Annotated in this window: 13 protein-coding genes; 10 read left to right on the top strand and 3 right to left on the bottom strand. The window is 61.4% G+C overall.

Translation table 11 applies throughout. From position 1 onward, the window contains the following. Positions 1-149 precede the first annotated feature (149 nt). A complete protein-coding gene (locus tag IPK17_RS29990; protein ID WP_343421374.1) occupies positions 150-554 on the top strand; it encodes a PAAR domain-containing protein in 405 nt (134 codons plus the stop codon). Here the strand turns inward: IPK17_RS29990 and IPK17_RS29985 are convergent. After that, positions 538-1,425 carry a hypothetical protein gene (locus IPK17_RS29985; RefSeq protein ID WP_343421373.1) on the bottom strand — a complete coding sequence of 296 codons (888 nt, stop codon included), beginning with the start codon at positions 1,423-1,425 and terminating at the stop codon, positions 538-540. The two genes, IPK17_RS29990 and IPK17_RS29985, sit on opposite strands and share 17 nt — an antisense overlap. After that, positions 1,422-4,889 carry a protein phosphatase 2C domain-containing protein gene (locus tag IPK17_RS29980; protein WP_343421372.1) on the bottom strand — a complete coding sequence of 1,156 codons (3,468 nt, stop codon included), beginning with the start codon at positions 4,887-4,889 and terminating at the stop codon, positions 1,422-1,424. The genes IPK17_RS29985 and IPK17_RS29980 overlap by 4 nt, the downstream gene beginning before the upstream one ends. 147 nt (positions 4,890-5,036) lie before the next feature. Between IPK17_RS29980 and IPK17_RS29975 the strand changes: the two genes are divergently transcribed. Genes IPK17_RS29975 through IPK17_RS29965 form a run of 3 tightly spaced genes read left to right on the top strand, consistent with a single transcriptional unit; the run spans position 5,037 to position 6,524 of the window. Continuing rightward, positions 5,037-5,597, top strand: a complete 561-nt coding sequence (locus IPK17_RS29975; protein WP_343421371.1) for an FHA domain-containing protein — start codon at positions 5,037-5,039, stop codon at positions 5,595-5,597. Beyond that, positions 5,597-6,031 (top strand): serine/threonine protein kinase, encoded by a 435-nt coding sequence (locus IPK17_RS29970; protein ID WP_343421370.1) that lies wholly within the window; start codon positions 5,597-5,599, stop codon positions 6,029-6,031. The genes IPK17_RS29975 and IPK17_RS29970 overlap by 1 nt, the downstream gene beginning before the upstream one ends. Before the next feature lie 43 nt (positions 6,032-6,074). Further along, complete coding sequence (locus IPK17_RS29965; RefSeq protein ID WP_343421369.1) at positions 6,075-6,524, top strand: hypothetical protein; 450 nt, start codon at positions 6,075-6,077, stop codon at positions 6,522-6,524. Here the strand turns inward: IPK17_RS29965 and IPK17_RS29960 are convergent. Beyond that, positions 6,507-6,770, bottom strand: a complete 264-nt coding sequence (locus IPK17_RS29960; protein ID WP_343421368.1) for a hypothetical protein — start codon at positions 6,768-6,770, stop codon at positions 6,507-6,509. The two genes, IPK17_RS29965 and IPK17_RS29960, sit on opposite strands and share 18 nt — an antisense overlap. Before the next feature lie 64 nt (positions 6,771-6,834). Here IPK17_RS29960 and IPK17_RS29955 point away from each other — a divergent pair, with 64 nt between their 5' ends. From IPK17_RS29955 to IPK17_RS29930, 6 genes are all read left to right on the top strand, one after another. Next, complete coding sequence (locus tag IPK17_RS29955; protein WP_343421367.1) at positions 6,835-7,104, top strand: WXG100 family type VII secretion target; 270 nt, start codon at positions 6,835-6,837, stop codon at positions 7,102-7,104. Between the two features lie 21 nt (positions 7,105-7,125). Beyond that, the gene (locus IPK17_RS29950; RefSeq protein ID WP_343421529.1) at positions 7,126-11,208 is read left to right on the top strand and encodes an FtsK/SpoIIIE domain-containing protein; all 4,083 of its coding nucleotides are present in this window, start codon (positions 7,126-7,128) and stop codon (positions 11,206-11,208) included. After that, positions 11,195-12,076 (top strand): hypothetical protein, encoded by an 882-nt coding sequence (locus IPK17_RS29945; RefSeq protein ID WP_343421366.1) that lies wholly within the window; start codon positions 11,195-11,197, stop codon positions 12,074-12,076. The genes IPK17_RS29950 and IPK17_RS29945 overlap by 14 nt, the downstream gene beginning before the upstream one ends. Beyond that, a complete protein-coding gene (locus IPK17_RS29940; RefSeq protein ID WP_343421365.1) occupies positions 12,073-13,164 on the top strand; it encodes a CHAP domain-containing protein in 1,092 nt (363 codons plus the stop codon). Before IPK17_RS29945 ends, IPK17_RS29940 begins: the two co-directional genes overlap by 4 nt. An 891-nt stretch (positions 13,165-14,055) precedes the next feature. After that, complete coding sequence (locus IPK17_RS29935) at positions 14,056-14,646, top strand: class F sortase (protein WP_343421364.1); 591 nt, start codon at positions 14,056-14,058, stop codon at positions 14,644-14,646. A gap of 126 nt (positions 14,647-14,772) precedes the next feature. Continuing rightward, a complete protein-coding gene (locus IPK17_RS29930; protein WP_343421363.1) occupies positions 14,773-23,292 on the top strand; it encodes an SdrD B-like domain-containing protein in 8,520 nt (2,839 codons plus the stop codon). The last annotated feature ends 116 nt before the right edge of the window (positions 23,293-23,408 follow it).

The raw sequence follows: 23,408 nt of genomic DNA, 5'->3' as shown, positions 1-23,408 counted from the left end.
CAAACAGCGCCGTGAAAACTGGCCATTATTTCCGGTGCGGATTTACAGTGAAAGCTTGACTCCAGTGTAACATGAGTTGGGCTACATGGATACCTAAAAACGTATATACTTGATTATAAAAGCGAAACATGGTTTACAGGACTTAACGAATGGGCAAACCGGCCGCAAAACTCGGCGACAAAATTGTTGCTACGGACACGCATATTTATCTCATCCCGGCTCCGCCCGGCCCGCCAGTGCCGACACCACTGCCGTCACCCTTCAACGGGACGATTGTGCAGAGCGTGAGCACCAACGTCAATATTGAAGGTAAGCCCGCCGCCACGGTCAACAGCATCGCCGTGAACACGCCGCCCCATTTGCCCCAGGGTGGGCCGTTTCAGAAGCCGCCATCTAATCAGGGCAAAATCATTATTGGCAGCACCACAGTCATGATCAACGGCAAGCCCGCGGCGCGCATGGGCGATACCGCCATGACGTGCAACGACCCGGTCGATCTGCCGGTGGGTCAAGTCGTGCTCTCTGGTCCCTGCAAAGTCATGATTGGGGGCTAGGGCGGAGCGCCGCATACAGCGTTTCGTTCGGCTTCATGCTGGCGACGGCTGTTTGCGGCGGGATGATATGCGCGATGTACAACTGCATATCCGTTATCGGTGTTGGCTGGAAATACTGAATGAGACTCAGGCCGATTTGCCCGAGTGGCAGGGTGCTGGAGGCGCGCAGCGTCCGCTGTTCCTGTTCGGTTCCGAGGAGCACGCGGACGGGAAACGTCCCATCCGGCAGCACCCGCCCCGCCGCCTCGACCGTTTCCGCGATGAGTTGAAGTTCGATGAGGGGCAGGCTCAGGGCTGGGTTATCCTGCGTACGGTACAATCGCAGTCGATGCCGGGCGCTGAGGGCGACAGGCTGCATCCCCACTTCGAGATCGTCCAGCAGTACACGTGTTTGACCAATTTTGGCCGCGGTCCAGACCTGAGCGCGTTCGTCAAACTGGATCTGAACACAGCGCCGCGAGATGTAGTCGAGCGTCCGTTCCGACACCACTGCGCGCAGGTCGATGTCGGGCAGATTCTGCCGCTCGTTATCCGATTTGCCGATGAGCATAGGTTGTTGACCATGGGTGTGCCATTCCGTCCCCGCCAACAGCACACGGACGCGCTTGTCGCCCGGTCGCAGCGGCGTGAACGTCGCCGCGCGTGTGGTTTGCGTGAGCACGACGAGCCGATCCCCCGCCTTGAAATCCACATCTTGCAGACACTGCTGAGCTGCCACCGGGCGCGCCAATTCCAGCATCCCGGTGACGAGCCGGGTTTCGCGCTGTGCCAGCGCCGCCGCGATGTGCTCGACTCCCGCCGCACTGGCGGTGGTGACGGTATAACTGGAACTCGTCGAGACCACCGCCGCGGTAAATTTCAATACACTCATAGATCAGTCTTGATGAAATCAGAAATGTTCTGCTGTGAATCTGGGTGGAAAACGAGAGTTGCGCCACCGATCTGAAGTTCGGTCATCGGTTCCAAGCGCTCGAAGATGAACCCGATGCGCCGCCGTCCGTTGATGCGCGTGCTCAAGCCATTTTTCCGGTTGCTGTAATACCAGTTGCGCCGCCGCCACATGACGACCCCGTGCTTGCGCGAGATATTTGGGTCTTCCCCGAGATTGATGTCATTGCTGGAACTGCGCCCGATGGTGACGGTCTTCTTGGTGAGCGTATAGTGCTGGGGCACGCCGCCGCGGTAGACCGTGAGCGACATCAACTGGGGGCTGAGGTCATGATCGTCCGCATGGTTGATGAGGCGGCGAATCCGACTGCCGCGAACAGCCCGAAACAGCAGAAGGTTGATCGCGCCGAAGAACAACGTACCCAGCAGCGGCCAGTTTTCCACCAGTGTGACCAGCCCCGCATTCACTGGCGCGGACGCTGCGGCGCTTGTGACCGCTAGCACCGGCGCGGCCACCGAGAACGTCAGCGGATCGCTGAGCGCCAGCGCGGGTTGATTTGGTGTCGTATTCGGGACGCGCGCGACTGCCTGCAGGCGATCAGTCGCCGCGAGCTGTGGGAACAGCGCCTGCACCGCCGCGCTGATATCGGCGATCTCCAGCGTGCCGCGACCGTCGCTCCCGAGTTCGATGGTCCCGAGTACCACCTGCTCATCCGGTTGGTCGCGGCGGGCGACGGCCACTTCAACTTCATCCGGGGCAAAGTCCGGGTTGGCCGCGACCGTCAGGGTGACCGCTCCGCTGAGGCGTTCTGCGGTGTCGCCCGCCACCGTGAGGTCGAGCGGCAGTTGAGTGAAGAGGCGCAGCGGCGCGGCGGTGGTCGCCAGCGTCTCGTTGCGCCGATTCCACAATTCGACTGCGACCTGATGCTCACCCGGCGCCAGCTGCGCGGCCGCCAGCGTGTAGAGCGTCGCTGTCGAATTCTGGACGACTTCCCCATCCACGCGGAAGACGATGCGCACATCATCAGTCGGCGGCGTCACGACGACACCAATGTCAGCCGTCCCGCGAATGGGTGCTCCGATTGGTGTGCCGGTAAAGGTGACTTCGTACTCAATCACCTCAAACGGACAGGTGATGGCCGTCGTGAGCGCACCAACGCCCAGAACATCCGCCGTCAGGGTGATCGGCAGTCCATTTGGTGGCGCGCTGGTGAGGCTCGAAGCATCCAGTGTGACGTTGATTTCGCTGTCGATGAGGCGCAGGTAATTGCGCAGATGCGCGCTCAACGCCGATTCAATCGAGGCGGGCGTGTTCGGTGTTTCGTCGTAGCTCCATGCGAAGCCCTGCGTGCCGACCGCCAGCGAGGTCAAATCGGGGAAGTCGGGGCGATCTTCGGACGTAAACCCGATGGTATAGAGCTGTGTGCCGTTAGCGGTGGCGCGGGTGATGATCTGATCAATCGCCGTTTGCGCGCTGTCACGGCGACCCGAGTCGGTCAAGACGAGGATCGCCTGCCGCCGATCGCTGTCAAACGGCATGAGATCGACCGCATCGCTGATCGCTTCGTATAAGCGGTTGTCACCCTCCACTGTGGTCAGACCGACCAGATAATCGGCGAATAACTGCGCCTTATCAGTGTAAAAGCGCGTCGGTGGCGAGACCTCATCCCCAAACGTGATCAGCGCGACTTCATCCTGAGGCAGCAGTTCCGGCAGGAGATCGCGGTTAATGGCGTTCAGCACGTTATCGATGGGCACGGTATCCGTCAGGTCAAGCACGAGCACCATGCGCAGCGGCGGGCGCACGGCATTGTCCGCGACAGACACGGCCTCTGCGCTGAAGGGTTCTGTCGCCCCGTTCACGCTGGCGGCCAGTTGATACGTATTGGCCGGAAACGGCAGTCCGGTGGTGTCGTGGAACGCGACGTTGAGGTTCAGCGTCTGCTGCTCGGCGTCAAAAGCGCACTGGTACGCGAACAACACCGCCTGATCGGTGGGCTCATCGGCCTGCGCGCTGACCGCGGTCACAGTCAGCCCGAGCAGCAGAATCAGCCCGAGGATGACAAAGACGATCACCGCAGCGAACAGACACCCATCGCTGATGAGAGGCGCTGACGTCTGTGTTTCCTCTCGTTTTTTGAGGCGCAGGCTGCGCGGACGGTGACCTGCGTAAACGCGCTCACTATCCACCGCCTGCCAGCTATCTTCAAGGTAGGCTTCGTTCAAGACATCAATGGCGATGGCACTGGCGTTGTCGTCCGTGCCGCGTTCCGCGGCTAAATCCACGAGTTTATGGGCAACCTGAGAGATAGACAGTTGGGCGAGCATAGTTGACATTTCACCGGAGGATACATGTTTGGCAAGGCCATCAGTCACGAGCAGCAGGCGATCCCCCGGTCGCAGCGGCAGCGTCACGAAATCGGGCTGAATGCTGTCCTCTTTGCCGATGGCACGGGTCAGGACATCATGGAGCGGCGGTGGGGTGGTCGCTTCGTAGGCGAAGCGGGTGGGCAGTTCGGCTGGCAGCCGTTTGACATGATCGACCGTGCACTGTTCGAAACTCCCGTTGCGCCAACGGTACACGCGCGAATCGCCAGCGTGCGCAATCTGCGCTTCCCAATCCTGGATGACGACCGCGGTCAGCGTGGAGCCAGTTGGCCCGAGCGCGGTCTGCGCGAAATGACGCACTTCGGAATTGATGTACTGATACGCTGTCGCGAAGATCTCCCGCCACGCAAGGCCCAGCTCGACATTCTTGTGGAAGACCGCCAGCAAGTACTGCACGCTAAAGGCGCTGATCCGGTCGCCATCCTGCCCCCTCCCCACGCCATCGGCGATGGCGAAGAGATAGCCTTTGGGGTGTTGAAACAGGCCGAGAGCATCTTCGTTCCGGTCACGCACCGGGCCGGTAATCGTCGCCCAACTCGCGTCTACCCGGGTGACGATGGGCGCGGAATCCATCGCATACAGTTCGTAGAGGAAGCTTTGCCCCGCCACGGTGATCGTGTCGCGGTTGCTCAAATAGGCCGGGCTCGCAGCTTCGACCTCGTTGATGTGCAGCGGAGTTTTCGGGGGCAGGCAGGTCAGCCGCATCGGGATCAGGCTTTCGGCGGGATCCACCAGCGTGAACTGGAGTGTGATCGGCTCACGATTGGGCAGTTGAAGCGGGAAGTCCGCCGTTTTGCGACCAATGTTCGTGCCGATATGCAGCACGGTTCGTTTGCTGTTGCTCAACTGCACCAGATGAATCTGCGAGAACTGCGCGCGGGAGCTGACGCGCTGCCGTCGGCGCGCAGCCCGCTGCGGCCGCAGGCTGTCCAGCCACTGGCTGATAGCTGCCCCCTGCGCTTTCGGCATGAGCTGCCGCAACAGCCCAAATGGGCGCAGCAGGGTGCGGGGCAGGTTGGTGAACATGCGCAGCCGACTGCTGAGCGCTCGGAACGGCATGAGCACAGTCGAAAAAAGCCGCATAACCCAATTGAGGGGTGAAATGAAGGGAAAGCGAAAAGGGTGCATATATGTTTCTTCGTTTGCGTGTGCCGTTTAACCTACAGTATAATCGCTCTAGATTATCCTTAGCAAAAGTGCCAAGACATGTTTGACGTGCAGCATCTGCTTCGACTCGTTCCCCTCGCTCTAGCCGTCGTCGCGGTGCTTCAGGTGGTCTATTTGCTGTGGCTGCGCGCGACCGCCGATCGTCAGCCCGCGTCGCGACGGCCGACCGCCCCGCAAATGCCGACCATGCCCCAAGGCGGATTGTATCCCAAAAGCGCGCCCCAACGCCCGGTCATCCTCGCTGGCAAACTCAGCGTCGTGAGCGGTTTGTCCGGCACAAGCGACATCACGCTGCCGGGCAGCACCTTTGTGATCGGACGCTTCTATCACCCCGAAAGTAATGTGATGCTCGCGTTGGATGAAAAGAGCATCTCCCGCCGCCATGCGCAGTTTTCTGGTGACGATGTGCTCAAGACCTACTCGCTCACCGATCTCAACAGCACGTATGGTACGGCGCTCCGGCGCGACGGTAAATTTGAGCCGCTGCAACCGGGGCAGCAGGTGCGCATCTACAACGAAGATATCGTGCAGTTTGGCACCAATGTCACTGTCCGCTTTAGCCTGCCCGGCGATACGCGCGCCGATGCCACCCAATTGTGATGACCACCGCCGATGCTGGACCACGCTCGTTTGAACTCGAAACCAAACTCGGCTGTGGCTCGGTTGGGGAAGTGTGGCGCGCGCAAGTGGACGGGCGGATGGTCGCCGTCAAGCTGATCAACGACCCGGCGAATGCGCGTCAGCGGCACAGCCTCGAAACCGAACTCCAAGCGCTCAACTGTCTCGAACATCCGGCGATTCCGGCGCTCTACGGGTTTGATCTGGAGGGCGAACGCGCGTATATCATCATGGAATATATCGCGGGCGAACCCTTTCACCGACTGATCGCCGAGGGTGGCATCTGGCACATTCCTCTGGATCGGCGCCTCACTATCCTTGACCAGATCGCCGGTGCGGTCACGTACAGCCATGCGCGCGGCTTGATTCATCGCGATATCAAGCCCGCCAACATCATCGGGATCGAGCAGCCATGATGCGTTTGGCTTCGCGCTGACCGCCTACGAACTGCTGTTCGGCGTGCATCCGCTGTTCACCGCGCAGGATGGCGGCTTAGCGCGGGATGAAGTGTGCGCTCTGGCACGGCAGCGGTTGGTTGATCAGCAGTGGCGCGTGCCTTCACGGATCGCGGCGCACGAAGTGCCGTATGACCTGCGTGGTGTCGATCTGCCGCAGCTCGATGCCCTGTTTGCGACGGCCTTCGACTGGCAAGCGGCCGCCCCGCTCATGCCGAGCGAGTTGGTCGCGGCGCTGCGGACGCTGGTTCTCACGCCGGACAATCAGCCCTACCGGGAGGCGATGCCGCAGATGCTTGCGCCGACCGTAGATCACAGCGCCGACCTCCCCGGCACGAGCACGCTGCACCCGGAAGCCGCCGCCCGCTGGGAGTGGCCGACCATGCTGCTCACGTCGGTGATCGGCGTGGTCACGGCGATCGTATTGTTCATCGCCCTACAGAATGCCTTTTAGCCGCGGAGGGAACCGCCGATGTCGTCGGGAGAAATTTACGCCAAACTGCATCAACTGCGCGAAGCCGCCAGCGGTTTGCGCCAGAGCACCGAGCAAATCAACCGCTCGATTGAGGCGATTGACGCGGAAGTGCGCGCCCTGAGTTCGGATCGCTTCATGAGCGTCGGCGCGGAAGTCTTTCGCGCGGAATACGCGCGCCTCACCCCGCGCCTGCAAGAGACTTTCGCGCTGTTGGGCGCGTTTCACGATAAATTGAACGCCTCCGCCGACGACATTGAGGTCGCCGCGCACGCAGTCCAAAGGTTAGACCATGAGCGCTCTCATTCGCGTCCCCTATACCGAACTGCTGCAGCGCGCCGCCCGCATCCGGCAGGAAACCGAAACGATTCGCGCGGAAATCCAACGTCTGCGCGGGACAGTGGACAGCATCCACTGGATTGGCCGCCGCGCCGAACGCTTCTTTTCGGTCTGGGGCGAAACTGTCACCGAGATGGAAGAATGGGTGACCATTCTGGAGGGCTTCGCCACCGAACTGGAACAACAGGCGCGCCGCATGCAGATCGTCGACGAGTCGTTTTAGGCGCGCGTTCGTCCCGTGACCATGCAGACTGATATTTCCGCGGTCAATTTCAATCGTCCGCCGCGCACGCCGACACCCCAACTGCCGGATCTGACGGTCGATATCCCCGCGCCGCCGCCTAACCCGCCGCCGCCCGAACAAAACCTGCTCATCATCCTCCTGCCGACCATCGGCATCGGGTTAATCAGCGCGTTCTACTTCATCCGCTCGCTCGATACGGGAGCGGGGCTGTGGTCGGCACTGCCGCTGCTCGCGCTGCTGCTCTTCACCGTGGGCAGCAGTCTATGGTTACAGAACCGCCGCCGCCGGGAATACCGCGTCCGGCGGGAAGAAGCGCGCATCGCCTATATCCGCCTGCTGGGACGCAAACAGGCACGCTTGCAGGCCGCGCACGACGCCTACCGCGCCATCCTCGAAACCGATTTCCCCGCCCCGAACGAGATCACGAGCATTGTGCTCACGCGGGCCGATCAACTGTGGCAGCGCCGCCCCTCCGATCACGACTTTCTCAGCCTGCGCATCGGCACCGGACGCATCCCTTCTCCGGTGGTCATCAATGCGCCGGATGTCGAAGATCTGCACGCCGACTTTGATCTCTCGTTCCTGCATGCCTACCAGCATCTGGAAGCTGCGCCGGTGGTCACGGCGCTGCCGACGCGCTGGGCGTTGGGCGTGTGTGGAGCACGGGCGGCGCGGCTGAACTGGGCACGGGTGGCAGTCCAGCATCTGGTTGGACTGCATGCGCCGCAGGAACTGCACCTGCACCTGCTGGCACGCGGACGCGCTTACGAAGACTGGCGCTGGCTCGAATGGCTGCCGCACGTCAGCCAGAGTCACCGGGGCGGCGCGGCGGATCTGCTGGCGTTTGACGACGACAACAGCCGTCGACTGCTGACGAACCTCAACCAGCTCATCGAAGAACGGCGCGAACAGCGGAATCCGCTGCCGTATCTGGTCATCCTCGTCGATGGCGATATTGCCATTGAAGCCGACGCTCTGGCCACACTCTTGCGGCGCGGCGCGAGCGTCGGCGCGGCGGTCATCTGGTTGGGCGAGAGCCTCAAAACGCTGCCCGGCGAGTGCAACGCGGTCATTGAACTGCTGCCGGATGAGCGCTTCCGCTACTTTGAGACCGGGGCGGAGCGCCGGGAAATTGTCGGGCAGGTGGATACCCTCACGCTGAACGAAGCGGAACAGGCCGCCCGCGCGCAAGCGGCGCTGGTCGCGCCGGAAAGCAGTCTGAGCGGACGCATCCCCCGGCATGTCGATTTTCTGGAGTTATTCGGCGTCGGGCATGTGGACGCGCTCACGGCGCAGATCGCCGCTGCTTGGAACGACGTGAATCCCGGCGGCGGCCTGCCGCATCCCGCCGCGGTCGGTCGGGATAGTCTCACGGGGGCGCTGGAAGTCGATCTCGCCGAAAATCGCCACGGGCCGCACGGGCTGGTCGCCGGGACGACGGGCGCGGGCAAAAGCGAATTTCTGCAGACGCTGATCTGTTCGCTGGTGCTGCGTCATGATCCGCGCTTGCTCAACCTGCTCTTGATCGACTTCAAAGGCGGCAGCACGTTCAATTCGTTCACACGCCTGCCGCACACGGTCGGCATCATCACCAACCTCGACGGGACGCTCATCGAACGGGCGCTGGAAGCCCTCAAATCGGAGCTGCTCGAACGACAGGAATTTCTCAAGCGGATGAAAGTGCGCGATATTGCGCAGTATCATCGCTTCTTCAGCCCGACGCCCGCGGACATCGCCGATCCGTCCTATCACCCGCTGCCGCATCTGTTCGTGATCGTGGATGAGTTCGCGCAGTTGGCGAAAGAATTCCCCGACTTTTTGCGCGAACTGGTGCGCATCGCGCAGGTGGGGCGCAGCCTCGGCTTACACCTGATCCTCGGCACACAGACCACCGAAGTCGTCACCGATGAGATGAACGCCAATCTGCAATTCAAGGTGTGTTTCCGTGTCCAGAACATCGACGCCAGCCGCGCGATTTTGCACGCGCCCGACGCCGCCTATCTGCCGATTGGATGGGCTGGACGCGCGTATTTTCAGGTGGGTGAGCGGGGGGTATTCAAGCAGTTTCAGACCGCCTATGTCGGCGGCGAATACCGCGATCCAATTATGGATCAGAGCGCCGATGATGAGCCGCTCACACTGGAATTACTGACCGACTCCGGCGAAGTGATCGATTTGCTGGCACAAACGCGCGTTCCGCTGCCCCCTTCAGTGGTCAGCAGCCGCTTTGCGGATGAACCGTATTCGATGGCCCGCGCGGTGGTCGACGTGATCATCGATTATGCCCAACGGCAGGGCGTGCCGTTCATGCCGCCGCTCCTCTTGCCGCCGCTGGAGGAGCGCAGTACGCTGCGCCCAATCTTCCGGCAGGCCGGGTTGGGTGGTTGGGATGGCCGCGGGTGGCCGGAAAACCCCATCCTCGGCGCGCCCATCGGCCTGATCGATGACATCTATGCGCGGTCACAAACGCCGCTGTGGATTTACTTCCGCGCACCCGACCAACACCCAGTCAAAGATGGGCATGTGCTGATCACGGGGTCGGCGGGCAGCGGCAAAACGATGGCACTGCGCACGCTGGCGATCAGCCTAGCGCTGCTGCACCGGCCTGATCATCTGCACCTGTATTTCCTCAGTTTCATGAGCGGCACACTGACCGATCTCGGCTCGCTGCCGCACGCGGAACAGGTTGTGCACGGCATGGAAACGGAGCGCGTGCGCCGCTTACTGCGCCGCCTGATCACAACGCTCACAGACCGTCAGTCGGGACGGATCAGCGCGCTGCCGGCGATTGTCGTGTTCATCGACCAGTACGAGCAGTTCCGCGATGCGTATTATGGTCAGTTTGCCGCGGAATTTGATCGACTGGTCAACGAGGGGCATGCGGTCGGCATTTATCTGGTCATCACCGCCAGCAGTATCAACAGCGTGCCGGAACGGTTACGCTCGCTCATTCAGCAGCGGATTGCGCTGCAGCAGAACAATGCCGCGGACTATGCGCCCACCGTCGGCGCACTGCCACGCCCCGTGGACTCCACGCTGCCGAAAGGGCGCGGCTTGGTGCATGGCACCCCACCGCTCCTCTGCCAGATATGCCTTCCGTGCGAATACCCAAGCGATGATATTCCAGCGGCGTTGGTCGCTATGCGCGAATTGATCCGTGAACTCGGTGCCAGTTATCAGCAGGCGCTGGGGAAACTGCGCAGCCCCCAGCCGCTGCGCCCGCTCCCCGCCGTCATCCCGTTCGAGTCGCTGCCGCCCATTCCCGAAGAGCGCCTCAGCACGCCGCTCGGTTGGATCGATGACGATGCCTTGAGCGTGTTCACGCTGGATTGGCGCGAACACGGCCCGCACTTTGTCGCCATCGGCCCTCCGCAATCGGGCAAGTCGAACCTGCTGCGCGCGGCGGTATTGAGCGCGGCGCGCCAACTGCCGCCGGATCGGCTGCGGTTCGTGCTGGTGGACTTCACCACGCGCAGCCTGACCGCGCTCGCGCCGCTTAAGCATGTGGCGGCGCTGGTCGATACACCGACCGCCCTCGAAGCTGTGGTAACGACGCTGGAAGGCGATCTGAAGATGACCACCGTGCTCGTCATCGACGATTATGACTTCTTCAGTGATGCGCTCATCAGCCACGGCCCGCTCATGCGGCGGCTCCGCGATGTGGTCAAGCTGCACAGCGGCGGTGGGCTGCATGTGTGGGCGGCAGGTTATCTCGAACACGCCTCTGATCCGCTCATCAAGTACATGCTGCTGCGGCGCTGCGGCTTCGGGCTGATGCTGCGCGAGAGCCTGCAAGCCATTCACCTGCGCATCACCCAGCTCCCGGTTGAAGCCATGCCGGAAGGTCGAGCGTTCTTCGTGCGGCACAACAGCGTCAGCATAGTACAGACGGCGCTCGTCAGCCAGCCGGAACACTGGGTCACGACGATTAACCAGCAGTGGTCAGACCACGCCCCGGCGACGCTCGCTGTGCCAGCCGCGCCGCCGGTCGCCCGCGTGACACCGCCCCCCGCGGCGGATCTCGGGATCGACGTCGCCGGCTTGATCGACGATCTGTTTGGAAAGTCGGATGATGATGGCTAAGCTTAGGCTCATTCAGGCGAACATCGCCCTATTCGCCGGGACGTACCCGGAAGCGCGGCGGCTGCTGGACGAGGTGCACGCCAGCCGCGATCTTACCCCGGAAGATGTGCCGCAACTGCTGTGGTTGGATGCGCAGGTGCAAGACGAGCCCGACGAGCGGCTGCGGCGGCTGCGCACGTTGATCGCGCAAGTGCCCTCCACAGATCCCTATGCCCAGATGGCGCGGCAGATTCTCAACGCGGAGCAGGAATATGCGGCCAATCTTCGCGCCGCCCAAAGCACCACGTTGCTGTCAAACCGCCTAGCGTGGTTGTGGCTCGCCGTAATCGTCCTGGTCGGCGGGGTATTGATAGGGCTGACGGCTAATGGATCCCAATCAAACATGCCCGTCAGCCCGACGGCACCGGCCAGCGCTGAACCCACGGTGCCCGTTTTCGCGGATACCAGTTCGGCGCTTGACCCGGCGGCTCATACCGGGCGTTACCCGCAAGGAATTTTGCAGGTGACCCGCGTCGAAAATGCCTCAGCTCGGGTGATCGCAGCACAGAGCGGTGAACTGCTCAGCCCGGTCGATGGCGCGCGTTTCTACGCGCTGCACATCACCTTTGAGTGCCGGAGCGGCGTGTGCGATCAACCGCCGGAAGCCGATCTCGCGCTGCTGCTCGACGATAACACCCGCATTCCGCCGCGGGGGGATCTCAATCTCGGCGGCGAAACCGGATTGACCGCGGTCGCCTTAGGCCGTGTCACCACAGGCTGGATCATCTTTGAAATCCCGCTCATCAGCCGCGCGGTGGCGCTGCAAGTATCCGCGCGGGATCGTCAGGCTTTCGATCCGCTTTCTATCAGTTTGCAGGGGGCAGCATGAGCGATCAGCTTGAAGTTCAACTCTCGACCCTGCGGGCGGCGCGGGAGCAGTTGTTCGCCTCGACGCTGCGCATTGGCGACTCGGTGATGGCGGTGCGCGGGGTACTGCGCGAACTCGCTGCGCTCGGCGGTGATGGTCTGAGTGGGCTGGCTCCGCTACCCTTGGCGCTGAGTCCGATCATGGAGCGTGACCTCGAACAACTACAAGCGCTCAAACAACAGCTGGATGAGACAGTCTATGCGGTGGAAAACGCAGCCGTCGCCCATTTCCCGCCGCTGGGCGCGCTGCTCAATCCGTCGCCGCTGACGTTGGCGCTGGGGGCGGCGAAGTCCTCGCCGGTACTCGTGCCCGTTGCGCTGGCCATCACCCCTGACCGTTATGTATCGGTGGCTAATCTGGAGTTGTATCAAACGCTGGTCAGCCGTCGTGATCAGCTCGCCCAGCAGCAAGCCCAACTGCAAACCTTGACAGCTGCGCAGGCTGAACTGGAGGCGGATCTGCGGGCGCTGCGCAACCGCAACGCGACCGCAGCGGTCAGCGCGCCAACGCCTGAAAGCGCGCGGCTGGAAGGCGAACTGCAGCGGGTCGATGCCGAACTGGCGCGCGCGCACGGCGAAATCAACCGCCTGCAGGCGGAAGTCGCGGCACTCAATGCGCGTCTCGACCGGGTTGCCCCCGGCGCGGGCGCGAATCTGGCGGAGATTCGCCAGTTGGAGAGCGGAACCAGCGCCGACGCGGTACTGCAAAACACGCAGGGCTGCGTGAATTACATCGCCCAGCGTGTGCCGATCCCGGCGATCCTCGCTCGCGATGCCCATTTGTGGAATGATATTGCCGCCGAGCACCCGCAGTTGGGCATCACGCAGGGGCAGACACCCCTCGCAGGATCAATTCTGGTGATGGAACGCGAACACAGCTACGCCGATGATCTGTACGGGCATGTGATCTACGTGGAGCGCGTCGATGGGGACACGGTCTGGGTCACCGATAACACCCATCCCACCCCTGTACCACTGACCGAATTGACGACGGAAACCAGCAGTGCACACCTGACTTATTTGTATCTGCCGTGGCACACCGCTGGGTGAATATTCAGCAAGATGTGACTCGCTGCCCGGCAGGGTAAAACCTGTCTGGCTGAACCTCGGAACGGTCATGCAAGGTTCTCTGGAGGTTCGCGCCCAATTCCGCACACGGCGATTCAGTAAAGTTGATAGATTTCGTATTGACCCGCGACGAATTACCCTTGGCGCTCGCGTATGGCAGCGGGTGATTGAAGACAGATGCTTCAATAGGTGTTCTTGTGGTAACGCTTTGCGGATCTGACGGGAAATCTACGTTTCGAGCTGCCTATCGATAGTCGTGATGTATATATTGTCAAGGAAGCCCGGTGAATAAGTCATTGAAGCTGGTCGAAGGATGTTGGGGCGAAAAAGGCGAGTTCTTCGGACGCACGCTTTGTATAGAGGGTTTGGTGCTGAGTAATGGTGGCCGTACATTGTACTTGCGCAACCACGATTCCTTGATATGTGTGGATCTCAATTTCCATATTTGACAGTTCAAACTCGTCGCTACGTCTTCGCCGTTCCCAAATATGGACGACGACCCGCCGATACGATCATTCGACAGTCTGCACGGCGTGGAAAGGGCGTATTCGGAATCGGCAGGTATGCGGGTGCTGAGCGCTATGGTAACGGCTTGCACTCAGATGGTAGAGCGAGTTAAAGCGTAGCGACAAGCTGGGGGCATGCCCACCCCGGAGTAAACAGCGGACGATCTTTAGCGGAGACGTTCCGAGGGTAAATTATTATATATGACATAGATTAATTTTTAGTACTAGGGATAGATTGACAGAGTCCGTATTTCAATATGCTCCTCGAACCGTTAGATATGCTAGACTTGAGTGTGTGCCTGAATAGGAACTGGAATCGACGGTGTACCGACAGCAGCGGAGCAATCCATTTCGAACAATTCTGCGCATGATTCTCCTTGGCGTCCTCGTTGGGGCAGGCTTTTATGTCCTCAACAATCCGGCGACCACGGAGTTCGCGCCTCCTTTACAGGCGACCTCGGTGCAGATGCTGCCTTCGGCGACGATGCTTCCGCCTCCCCAACCTGATGAACCGCAGGTGCGCCTGCTCATTCCCAGCGTGGTGATCGTCGCCGATATCGTCCCGGTGCGCTTGGACAGCAGCGGCACCTGGAATGTGAGCCTACTTGGCGAGCATGTTGGTCATTTGCAGGGAACGGCATGGATTAATCAACCGGGGAACATTGGCCTCGCCGGACATTCGGAGCGGGCGAACGGTAATCCCGGCGTTTTCAGTCATCTCGCCGACCTGCGCTCAGGCGACGAAATTCTGATGCAGATTGACGCCCTGACGCGGCGCTATGTGGTCGACACTGTCTATACAACCGTACCTGAAGATCTTACACCGCTGTATCCCACGACCGATGATCGGCTCACGCTGACCACGTGCACCGATTACGACTTCATGACAGGCGTTTATCGCCAGCGCGTCATCGCTGTGGCTGTGCTCAGCGGCGTCTGGCAGGAGCCAAGTACGTAAGCCGCAGCAACAACCTTGACCATTGGCCCCATGCGACATTCCAAGGGGTTGTCCGTTCTAACAATAGGGCGATTTTTGCCGTTTCGCAGAACCCACTGAGCCCTGTGGTGGACAAAGGCGCAATTTATGAACATCGTAACTCTGCAACTCAATTGGCTGCATCGCTATTTTTCTCTCCTTGCTCTTTTACTTCTCGTCTTTGTCGGGCTGGTGTCGCCAGTCTATGCCGCTGGCATCACGGTGACGCCCATCACGTGGGACATCCTCGGTCTCGACAGCAACAGCCCAACGACTGGCCCGCGGTTATTCCCTGTCGGGGCGCGCGTGTGCAACACCAGTGGCACAGCGCTCACGGACGTGTTGGTCAAGTTCAACTGGGACTCGGTTAATACGAATATTGACCTGCGCGCGGGTTCGCTGACTGAGATTACCTTTGCAAACATGGCGGCAGGTGCCTGTCGGGATGCGTACTTCGAAGTCGAAGTCACGACGACCGCTGCCGCGTATGACACTTTCCGCCGCTACTACATCACGGCGCAAGATGCCAACGGTACCGGGACGTTTACCGGCAGCACGCCGCGACCGCGCCAGCTCTATGTCGAGTACCTGATTTCACAGAACCGCAATGCGACGCTCGATGTCTTGTATGGCACGAGCATTGGTAGCTTGACCTCTGTGCCCGCCGGTGGGGCGATGAACCTGATGGTCGGCGAAACCTATTACATTCGCCTGCATGCGAGTACGGCAACGCAGGGTTACGAGCAGCTCGAAACCTTCATCACACTCAATAATAAAATCTTCAACGTGCTGGATGTCACATCGAGTTACTCCGCCAACACTGCGCCGCTCACACGTGTGCCCAACCCGAACGACAAACTGTATGCGGATGCTTGTAAGTGGGATCCCAACCCCAGCAGCCCGACCTATAGTTCGTGTTTGGAAAGCTCGCTGAAATCTGGCGGTTCGAACATTTTCGTCACCTATCATGTGACAATTCTGTCGGGCAGCGGCGCGACATCGAGCACGCTCAACAGCTTGATTTACGATTTCTCCGGGTCAAGCTTCCACTACAACAGCGACTATAGTTCCGGTGCGCGCACGGCGAACATCATCGATCCCACTCTGATGGACATCTCGAAGGCTTTTACGCCCGCCACTACGGTCGCCGGTGGCATCTCGACCCTCACTTTCACGCTGACCAATCCGAACTCGGGTGCGGTGTCCGGCTATAACTTTAGTGATACGCTGCCGGGTTCCATGACAATTGCCAACCCGGCCAATGCGACGACCAATGGCTGCGGCACGCCCACGCTTGTGGCGACCGCGGGCACCAACGTGATCAACTTTAGCAATGGCACCGTCGCCGGGGCGACTGTCGCCGGGGCAGGCACGTGTACCATTTCGGTCAATGTGACCGCTCCTGCCGGGACGTGGAATAACATCTCGAATAACCTGTTCATCAATACGGTGGATACCACGCAGAATGCGACCGCATCGCTGACGGTCAACGCCGCGCCAACGCCCGTGACCACCTGCTCGACCACGCAGACGTTCGCGAACTGGCAGTTCTCCAGCACCCTTAGCGATACGAACCCGCTGCCCACCACCTCCACGGTGACGGCGACCGCCTCGACCGGTAGTGGTTTCACCGCCACTAACCTCTACATCAATACGACGGCGGGCAACAACCAGGCGGGTTCACCCGCAGGTTCGTGGGAAGCCGACCTCGTGAGTACCAGCGCGACACTCAACACCGCGCTGGGGGAATACTTTGAGTTCTCCATTGATACGACGGGAGTCTCCAGTATCTCGCTGAGCTTCTTCGCACAGCGCACCTCACAGGGTCCGGCGAGCGCCCAGCTCTATTACGGGACGTCCGGCCAAACCGCGTCATCCGTCTATACCATCACCGGCAGCTATCCGGGTACGGCCTTCACGGCTGGTCCCATCACGACGGGTTTGAATCCGAGCGGGCCAACGCTTTTCCGCTTGTATGCGTACAACGCGGGTCAAGAAGTTAATGGACATTCCATTTATCTGGATAACGTCACTTTTACGGGCTGCAAGCCGCCCGACCCGCCGCGTATCACCAAAGCGTTCTCGCCCAACCCGATCGCGGTGGGCGGTACGTCGACGCTCACCTTCACGCTGACCAACCCGAATACGACGGCAGCGCTCAGCGGGGTGACTTTCAACGACACGCTGCCCGCGGGCATGGCGGTTACCAGTTCGCCCACGACGACGAATACCTGCGGTGGTTCGTGGGCGCCCAGCGGCGGCGCAACCGCGCTCAGCTTCAGCGGGGGCAGCATGGCCGCGAACAGCACCATCTCAGCGACCGATGTCGGCACGAACAGCACCGCCACGGGCAGCGCAAACGCCACCCTTAATGTGATCTCTGCCCCGGAGATCGACAAGTCGTTCTCGCCCAACACGGTCGTCGCGGGGGGCACGACCACGCTCGTGTTCAGTATCGTCAATCCGAACGCGAGCACGTCGATCAGCGGCGTGGCCTTCACCGACAACCTGCCGAGTGGATTGACGGTTGCCACGACGCCGAATACCTCGATCAGCGCAGCCTGTGGCAGCCCGACCTTCTCGGCGAGCGGCAGTTCGATCAGCTTCTCCGGCGGGACGCTGGCAGGCGGCGCGACGTGTACGGTGAAGGTGGATGTCACGGTGGCAGTGTCACCCGCGCCCACCACGTATACCAACGCTAATGTCACCGTAGCGCATACGGTGAACGGCACTCCGGTCAATGGCAATACGACTAGCGATACGCTCAACGTCACCGAGCCGAATCCGTCGGTGTCGCTCTCCAAGGAGATCGGGTTATCGAGCAGCGGGCCGTGGTATTCCTACGTCTCAATTCCGGCCAACACGGCTGTCTTCTACCGCTTTGTAGTCGAAAACACGGGCGATGTACCGCTGACAGGGATTGCGATCAATGATCCGAATGTGAGCACCGCTAGCTGTACGTGGCCGTCACCGCTGCCTGTCGCGGTCGCCGCCAATGACAATCACATTGCGACCTGCGTGGTCAACGCAGGGGCGACGAGCGGCGGCACGCTGACCAACACGGCGACCGCGAGCGGCAGCTACAGCGCGCTGACCGTCACTGCGACCGACAGCGCCAAGTACGCGACCGCCGAGCTCAGCATTGTCAAGTCCGTCGCTCAAACCCAATATACGTTTGCGGGCGAAACGCTCAGTTACAGTTACGTGGTGACGAATACCGGCACGGCCACGCTCAGCGGCCCGGTCACGGTCAGCGACGACAAAGCGACCGTCACCTGCCCGGATTTGACCACCATTGGCAACACCGACGACTTCTTCAACGCGGGCGAGTCCCTGACCTGTACGGCGGCGTATGTCGTCACTCCCGGCGATGTGAGCGCGGGCAGCCTGACCAACACCGCCTCGGCCAGCGCGGGCGGCTTCACCTCGCCGACGGATAGCATCACCATCGCCAACACGCCGCTGCCCAACCTGATCATCAGCAAGACGAACAATGCCGCCGTGAATCCGGTCAACCCGGGTGCGTGGCTGTGGACGCTCACGATCACGAATGATCTGACAGCCAGTGGGGCGGCCCAGTTTACGACCGGCACGGTGCTGCTCACCGATACGCTGCCCGCTGGTCCGACCTACAGCGTCAACACCGCGCCACCTAACGTCGACTGCCAGATCGCCGCGAACGTATTGACGTGCACCGCGACGGCCGATTTCCCGTTAGGCGCAGGGGGCGGAACGCTGGTCATTACACTGAATGTGACCAACGCTTCAGACGGAACATACCCGAATACGGCCGTTGTGGACCCGAATGACGCCATTCCCGAAACCCGCGAGAACGACAATCAAAGCCCGACCAATACCGTTGTAGTCGATCCGTCGCCATATGGCATCATCACGGGCGTGGTCTACAACGACCTCAACCATGATGGCAACTATGATAGCGGTGAAGAACTGCCAAATGTCAGCGTGACAATCACCGGGGATGGCGGGCCGTATGTGCTCACCACCAACAGCAGCGGCGTGTACATCCAGACGAACCTCAATCCCGGCGACTATTCGGTCGACATTGATCTGACCGATCTCGACATTCCGACGGGCGCGACGCTCACGATTGGCACTGATCCCACCACCGCGACCGCCGTCGCCAATACGACGACCACCGTCGACTTTGGGTTTACTCCGCCCGGCAGCATCAGCGGGGTGGTCTACTATGATGCCAACGGTAACGGTACGATGGATGGTGGCGAACAGGTTCTGGCCGTTCCCCTCACTATCACCGGGCCAGGTGGTACGTACAATGCCAGCACCGATGGCGGTGGCGCCTACAGTGTAGCTAATCTGCCCCCCGGCAACTATTCGGTCGATATTGACACGGCTTATGTCCAAACTATCTTCCCCGGCGCGACCCTGAGTTTCGGCAGCGACCCGACCAGCGTCACGGTCAGCTCGGGCAACAACGCGACGGCCGATTTCGGCTTCAGTCCACCGGGCAGCATCAGCGGCGTCGTCTTCAACGACTTGAACGGCAACGGTGTGCATGATACGGGGGAGGGCATCCCTGATATCACCGTCACCATCACAGGAACCAGCGGCGGGCCGATGGTGCTGATCACCAATGCGAGCGGCGCCTACTCCCAAATTGGCCTCGCTGCCGATACCTACTCGGTCGATGTGGATACAACCGATGCTGACCTTCCAGCGGGGGCTGTGCTCACCTACGGCAGCGACCCAACCAGCGTGGTGCTGCCCGCAGGTGGTAGTGAAGCCGTCGACTTCGGCTTTGTCGTCCCGCCCGGCACGATCAGCGGCTACGTTTTCAACGACCTGAATGACGATGGTAACTATGACGTGGGCGAAGGGATCGCCGATGTCACCGTGACGATTACGGGTACGGGCGGCCCTTACACCCTGACCACCGGGGCAGATGGCAGCTACACGCAGAGCGGTCTCGTCCCCGGCAGCTATTCAGTTGATGTGAATACCGCTGATCCCGACATTCCGACGGGCGCGACCTTCAGCATCGGCACGGACCCGACCACGGTGACGGTGACGTCTGGCGGGACGGCGACGGCTGACTTTGGTTTCACCCCACCTGGCACGATCAGCGGCTACGTCTACCAAGATTTGAACGGAAATAATGCGTACGACGCGGGCGAAGGGCTGCCGAATGTCACCGTGACCATTACGGGCACAGGCGGCCCCTATACCCTGACCACAGGCGCCGACGGTCGCTTCAGCCAGTCGGGTCTCGTGCCCGGGGACTACGATGTGGATGTCAACACGGCTGATCCGGATATCCCAGCGGGCGCGACCTTCAGCATCGGCACGGATCCGGTCACGGTGACCGTGCTGCCCAATGCGACGGCTACCGCCGAGTTCGGCTTCACCCCGCCCGGCAGCCTGAGCGGCGTTGTCTTCCAGGACCTGAACGGCAATAACGCCTTTGACGCCGGTGAAGGCTTATCCGGTGTCCCCGTAACTATCAACGGGCCGAGCGGCACTTTCAACCTCACGACCAACGCGACGGGCGGTTACAGTCAGACGGGCCTCGCCTCGGGCAGCTACACCGTTGATGTGGATCAGACCGACCCGGCGATCCCCAGCGGCGCGGCGCTGACCGTCGGCACCGATCCGGCTACGGTGACCGTGCCCGCGAATGGCAGCGGTACCGCCAACTTTGGCTATACGCCGCCCGGCAGCCTCAGCGGCACGGTGTTCAATGATTTGAATGACGACGGCAACTATGACGCGGGCGAAGGTCTGGTGAACGTTACCGTGACGATCACGGGCACGGGTGGGCCGTATACCCTCATCACCGATGCCAACGGCGGTTACAGCCAAACCGGTCTCATCCCCGGCAGCTATAGCGTCAACGTGGACGAAACCGATGCGGATATCCCGACCGGAGCCGTGCTCAGTATTGGCACGGACCCGGCCACGGTCACCGTTCCGATCAACGGTAACGCCACGGCGGATTTCGGCTTCACACCGCCGGGAACAATCAGCGGTGTCGTTTACCAAGACCTGAACGCCAATAGTGCGTATGATGTCGGCGAGGGCCTGCCGAACGTGACCGTGACCATCAACGGCGCGGGTGGCCCCTACGTTCTCACCACGGATGTGAATGGCGGCTACAGCCAGTCGGATCTCGCCGCGGGCATCTATTCCGTGGATGTCAACGAGGCGGACACGGACATCCCGACCGTGGCCGTGCTCAGTATTGGCACCGACCCGGCGAGTGTCACTGTGCCGCCCAATGGCAGCGCGACCGCCAACTTTGGCTTCACGCCGCCGGGCAGCGTCAGCGGGACGGTCTTTAATGATCTGAACGGCAGTGGCACCTATGATCTCGGCGAGGGCCTGCCGAATGTCACCGTCACAGTGTTGGGCAGCGGCGGCCCGTATATCCTCACCACCGATGTGAACGGCGGCTACAGCCAGACCGGACTGCCAGTCGGGACATACTCCGTCGATATTGACCTGACGGATGCAGATATCCCGAGCGGCGCGACGCTCACTACCGGCACCGACCCGACGTCCGTCAGCGTGCCCCCCAATGGTAACGCCACTGCCGACTTCGGCTTTACGCCGCCGGGCAGCATCAGCGGCATCGTCTACGTCGATCTGAATGGGAACAATACTCACGATGCCGGCGAAGGTTTGCCGAACGTCACGGTGACGATCACGGGGCCGGGTGGTCCCTACACGCTGACGACCAACGCCAGCGGCGTCTATACACAGATCGGGGTGAGCGCGGGCGATTATGTCGTCACCGTCGATACGGCGGACACGGATATTCCGACGGGCGCGACGTTCAGCCTCGGCACGAACCCGGCGAATGTGACCGTGCCCAGTGGGGGCAGTGGCTCCGCTGATTTCGGCTTCGCGGCTCCGGGCAGCCTCGGCGGGGTGGTCTATATCGACAACAACGGTAACGCTGGCTATGACTCGGGCGAAGAACTGGCCAACATCAGCGTGACCATCACCGGGCCGAGCGGAACGTTCAACCTCACGACCAACAGCAGCGGCGTCTACAGCCAGAGCAATCTCACACCGGGCAGCTATACCGTCGACATCGATCTGACGGATACAGATATTCCGGTGGGCGCCACGCTCACAATTGGCAGCGACCCGACGACCGTGAGCGTACCCGCCAATGGCAGCGCAACCGTCGACTTTGGTTTCACGCCGACGGGCGGCATCGGCGGCATCGTTTTCCACGATATCAACGGCAATGGCATCCATGATCCGGGCGAAGGCCTGCCGAACATCACCGTCACTATCGATGGACCCGGCGGCCGGTACACGCTGACGACCAATGCCAGTGGGGCATACAGTCAACTTGGCCTCCCGGTGGGGAGCTATACCGTTACTGTCGACACGGCGGATCCGGATCTGCCGCCGAGCGCTGCGCTGACCATTGGTACGAGTCCGGCGAGCATCACGCTGACCGGGGGTGACAGCGGTATGGCCGATTTCGGCTTTACCACGCAGCCCGGCACGATCAGCGGCGTCGTGTTCAACGACTTGAACGGCGACGGCACGTTTGACGCGGGCGAGCAGCTCGCGAACATCAGCATCACCATCACCGGGCCGGGTGGCCCGTACAGCCTGACCACTGACGCCAACGGTCAGTACAGCATCAGCGGTTTGCCGCCGGGCAGCTATGACGTCGATGTCGACGAGCTTGACCCCGACCTACCCGCGGGTGTGGTGCTGAGTGTTGGCACGGATCCGGCGACCGTCACTCTCGCACCCAATGGCAGCGCCACCGCCGATTTCGGCTTTGTCCTGCCGCCGGGGAGCATCACGGGCACAGTCTTCAATGATGTCAACGCGAATGGCGTGCAGGATCCCGGCGAAGAGCCCATCGCTGGGGTAACGGTCTTCATCGATCTCGACGACAATGGCGTGCAAGACCCCGGTGAACCGAGTACGGTGAGCGCGCTGGTTGGCGGTTTCAGCTTCCGCGGGCTGAGCGCGGGCATCTATCGCGTCCGCATGATCCAGCCCGCTGGCATGAATCTCACGCTGCCCGCCGTCGTCGACGTGACGGTCTCCACGACCGGACCCGGCGTCGCCGTCTTTGGACTCACCAGCAGCGCGCCTGTGGTACAGCCACCGCCCACGCCCGTCGTCATCATCACGGACCCACTGATCACCAAGTCGGTGAACCCGCCGTTCTCCATGCCGGGCGAAAGCGCCCAATGGACAATCGTGGTCACGAACCCCGGTTCTGTGCCGTATGGCGCCGTGCAAACCGTCGACAACATGCCCGCCGAAGTCGAAATTGTGAACGTGAATGCGACCGCGGGGACGATCAGCTTCAGCGGGCAGACGGTGACGTGGAACATCGGCTCGCTCGCACCACTGCAGAGCGTCACCATCACCATCAATGCGCGGGTGCGGGCGAATGTCGCCGTGCCGTTCACAATCACCAACGTGGCGGTGCTGACCGGCGACAACCTTGCGCAAACGACCGCCAGCGCGACCCTCATCAGCGTGGCTGAACTTCCGGCCACGGGCGAAGCGCCGCTTGCGCCGCTGCGCTGGGTCGTGGTGATCGGCACGCTGCTGCTCATCCTTGGCGGCGGGTTCACGCTGTGGCGGCATCGGCGTCAAACAACCTGAGTCATAGAGAACGCTTCTGCGACCCCCTCGAATTCAGGGAGGGGCCACAGCAAAAGCGTTGTTCGTAGCTCCTCGCCTCGCTTGCATGGAAGAGCGTTTGGGGTGAGGGGGACGCG

The sequence above is a fragment of the Candidatus Flexifilum breve genome, from assembly GCF_016713355.1.
This window is presented reverse-complemented; position numbering and strand designations above follow the sequence as displayed.

What these genes read in the sequence shown, in the direction of transcription:
- IPK17_RS29990 (WP_343421374.1), top strand. Translation starts at nt 150, where the DNA reads ATGGGCAAACCGGCCGCAAAACTCGGCGACAAAATTGTTGCTACGGAC.
- IPK17_RS29985 (WP_343421373.1), bottom strand. Translation starts at nt 1,425, where the DNA reads ATGAGTGTATTGAAATTTACCGCGGCGGTGGTCTCGACGAGTTCCAGT.
- IPK17_RS29980 (WP_343421372.1), bottom strand. Translation starts at nt 4,889, where the DNA reads ATGCCGTTCCGAGCGCTCAGCAGTCGGCTGCGCATGTTCACCAACCTG.
- IPK17_RS29975 (WP_343421371.1), top strand. Translation starts at nt 5,037, where the DNA reads ATGTTTGACGTGCAGCATCTGCTTCGACTCGTTCCCCTCGCTCTAGCC.
- IPK17_RS29970 (WP_343421370.1), top strand. Translation starts at nt 5,597, where the DNA reads ATGACCACCGCCGATGCTGGACCACGCTCGTTTGAACTCGAAACCAAA.
- IPK17_RS29955 (WP_343421367.1), top strand. Translation starts at nt 6,835, where the DNA reads ATGAGCGCTCTCATTCGCGTCCCCTATACCGAACTGCTGCAGCGCGCC.
- IPK17_RS29950 (WP_343421529.1), top strand. Translation starts at nt 7,126, where the DNA reads ATGCAGACTGATATTTCCGCGGTCAATTTCAATCGTCCGCCGCGCACG.
- IPK17_RS29945 (WP_343421366.1), top strand. Translation starts at nt 11,195, where the DNA reads ATGATGATGGCTAAGCTTAGGCTCATTCAGGCGAACATCGCCCTATTC.
- IPK17_RS29940 (WP_343421365.1), top strand. Translation starts at nt 12,073, where the DNA reads ATGAGCGATCAGCTTGAAGTTCAACTCTCGACCCTGCGGGCGGCGCGG.
- IPK17_RS29935 (WP_343421364.1), top strand. Translation starts at nt 14,056, where the DNA reads ATGATTCTCCTTGGCGTCCTCGTTGGGGCAGGCTTTTATGTCCTCAAC.
- IPK17_RS29930 (WP_343421363.1), top strand. Translation starts at nt 14,773, where the DNA reads ATGAACATCGTAACTCTGCAACTCAATTGGCTGCATCGCTATTTTTCT.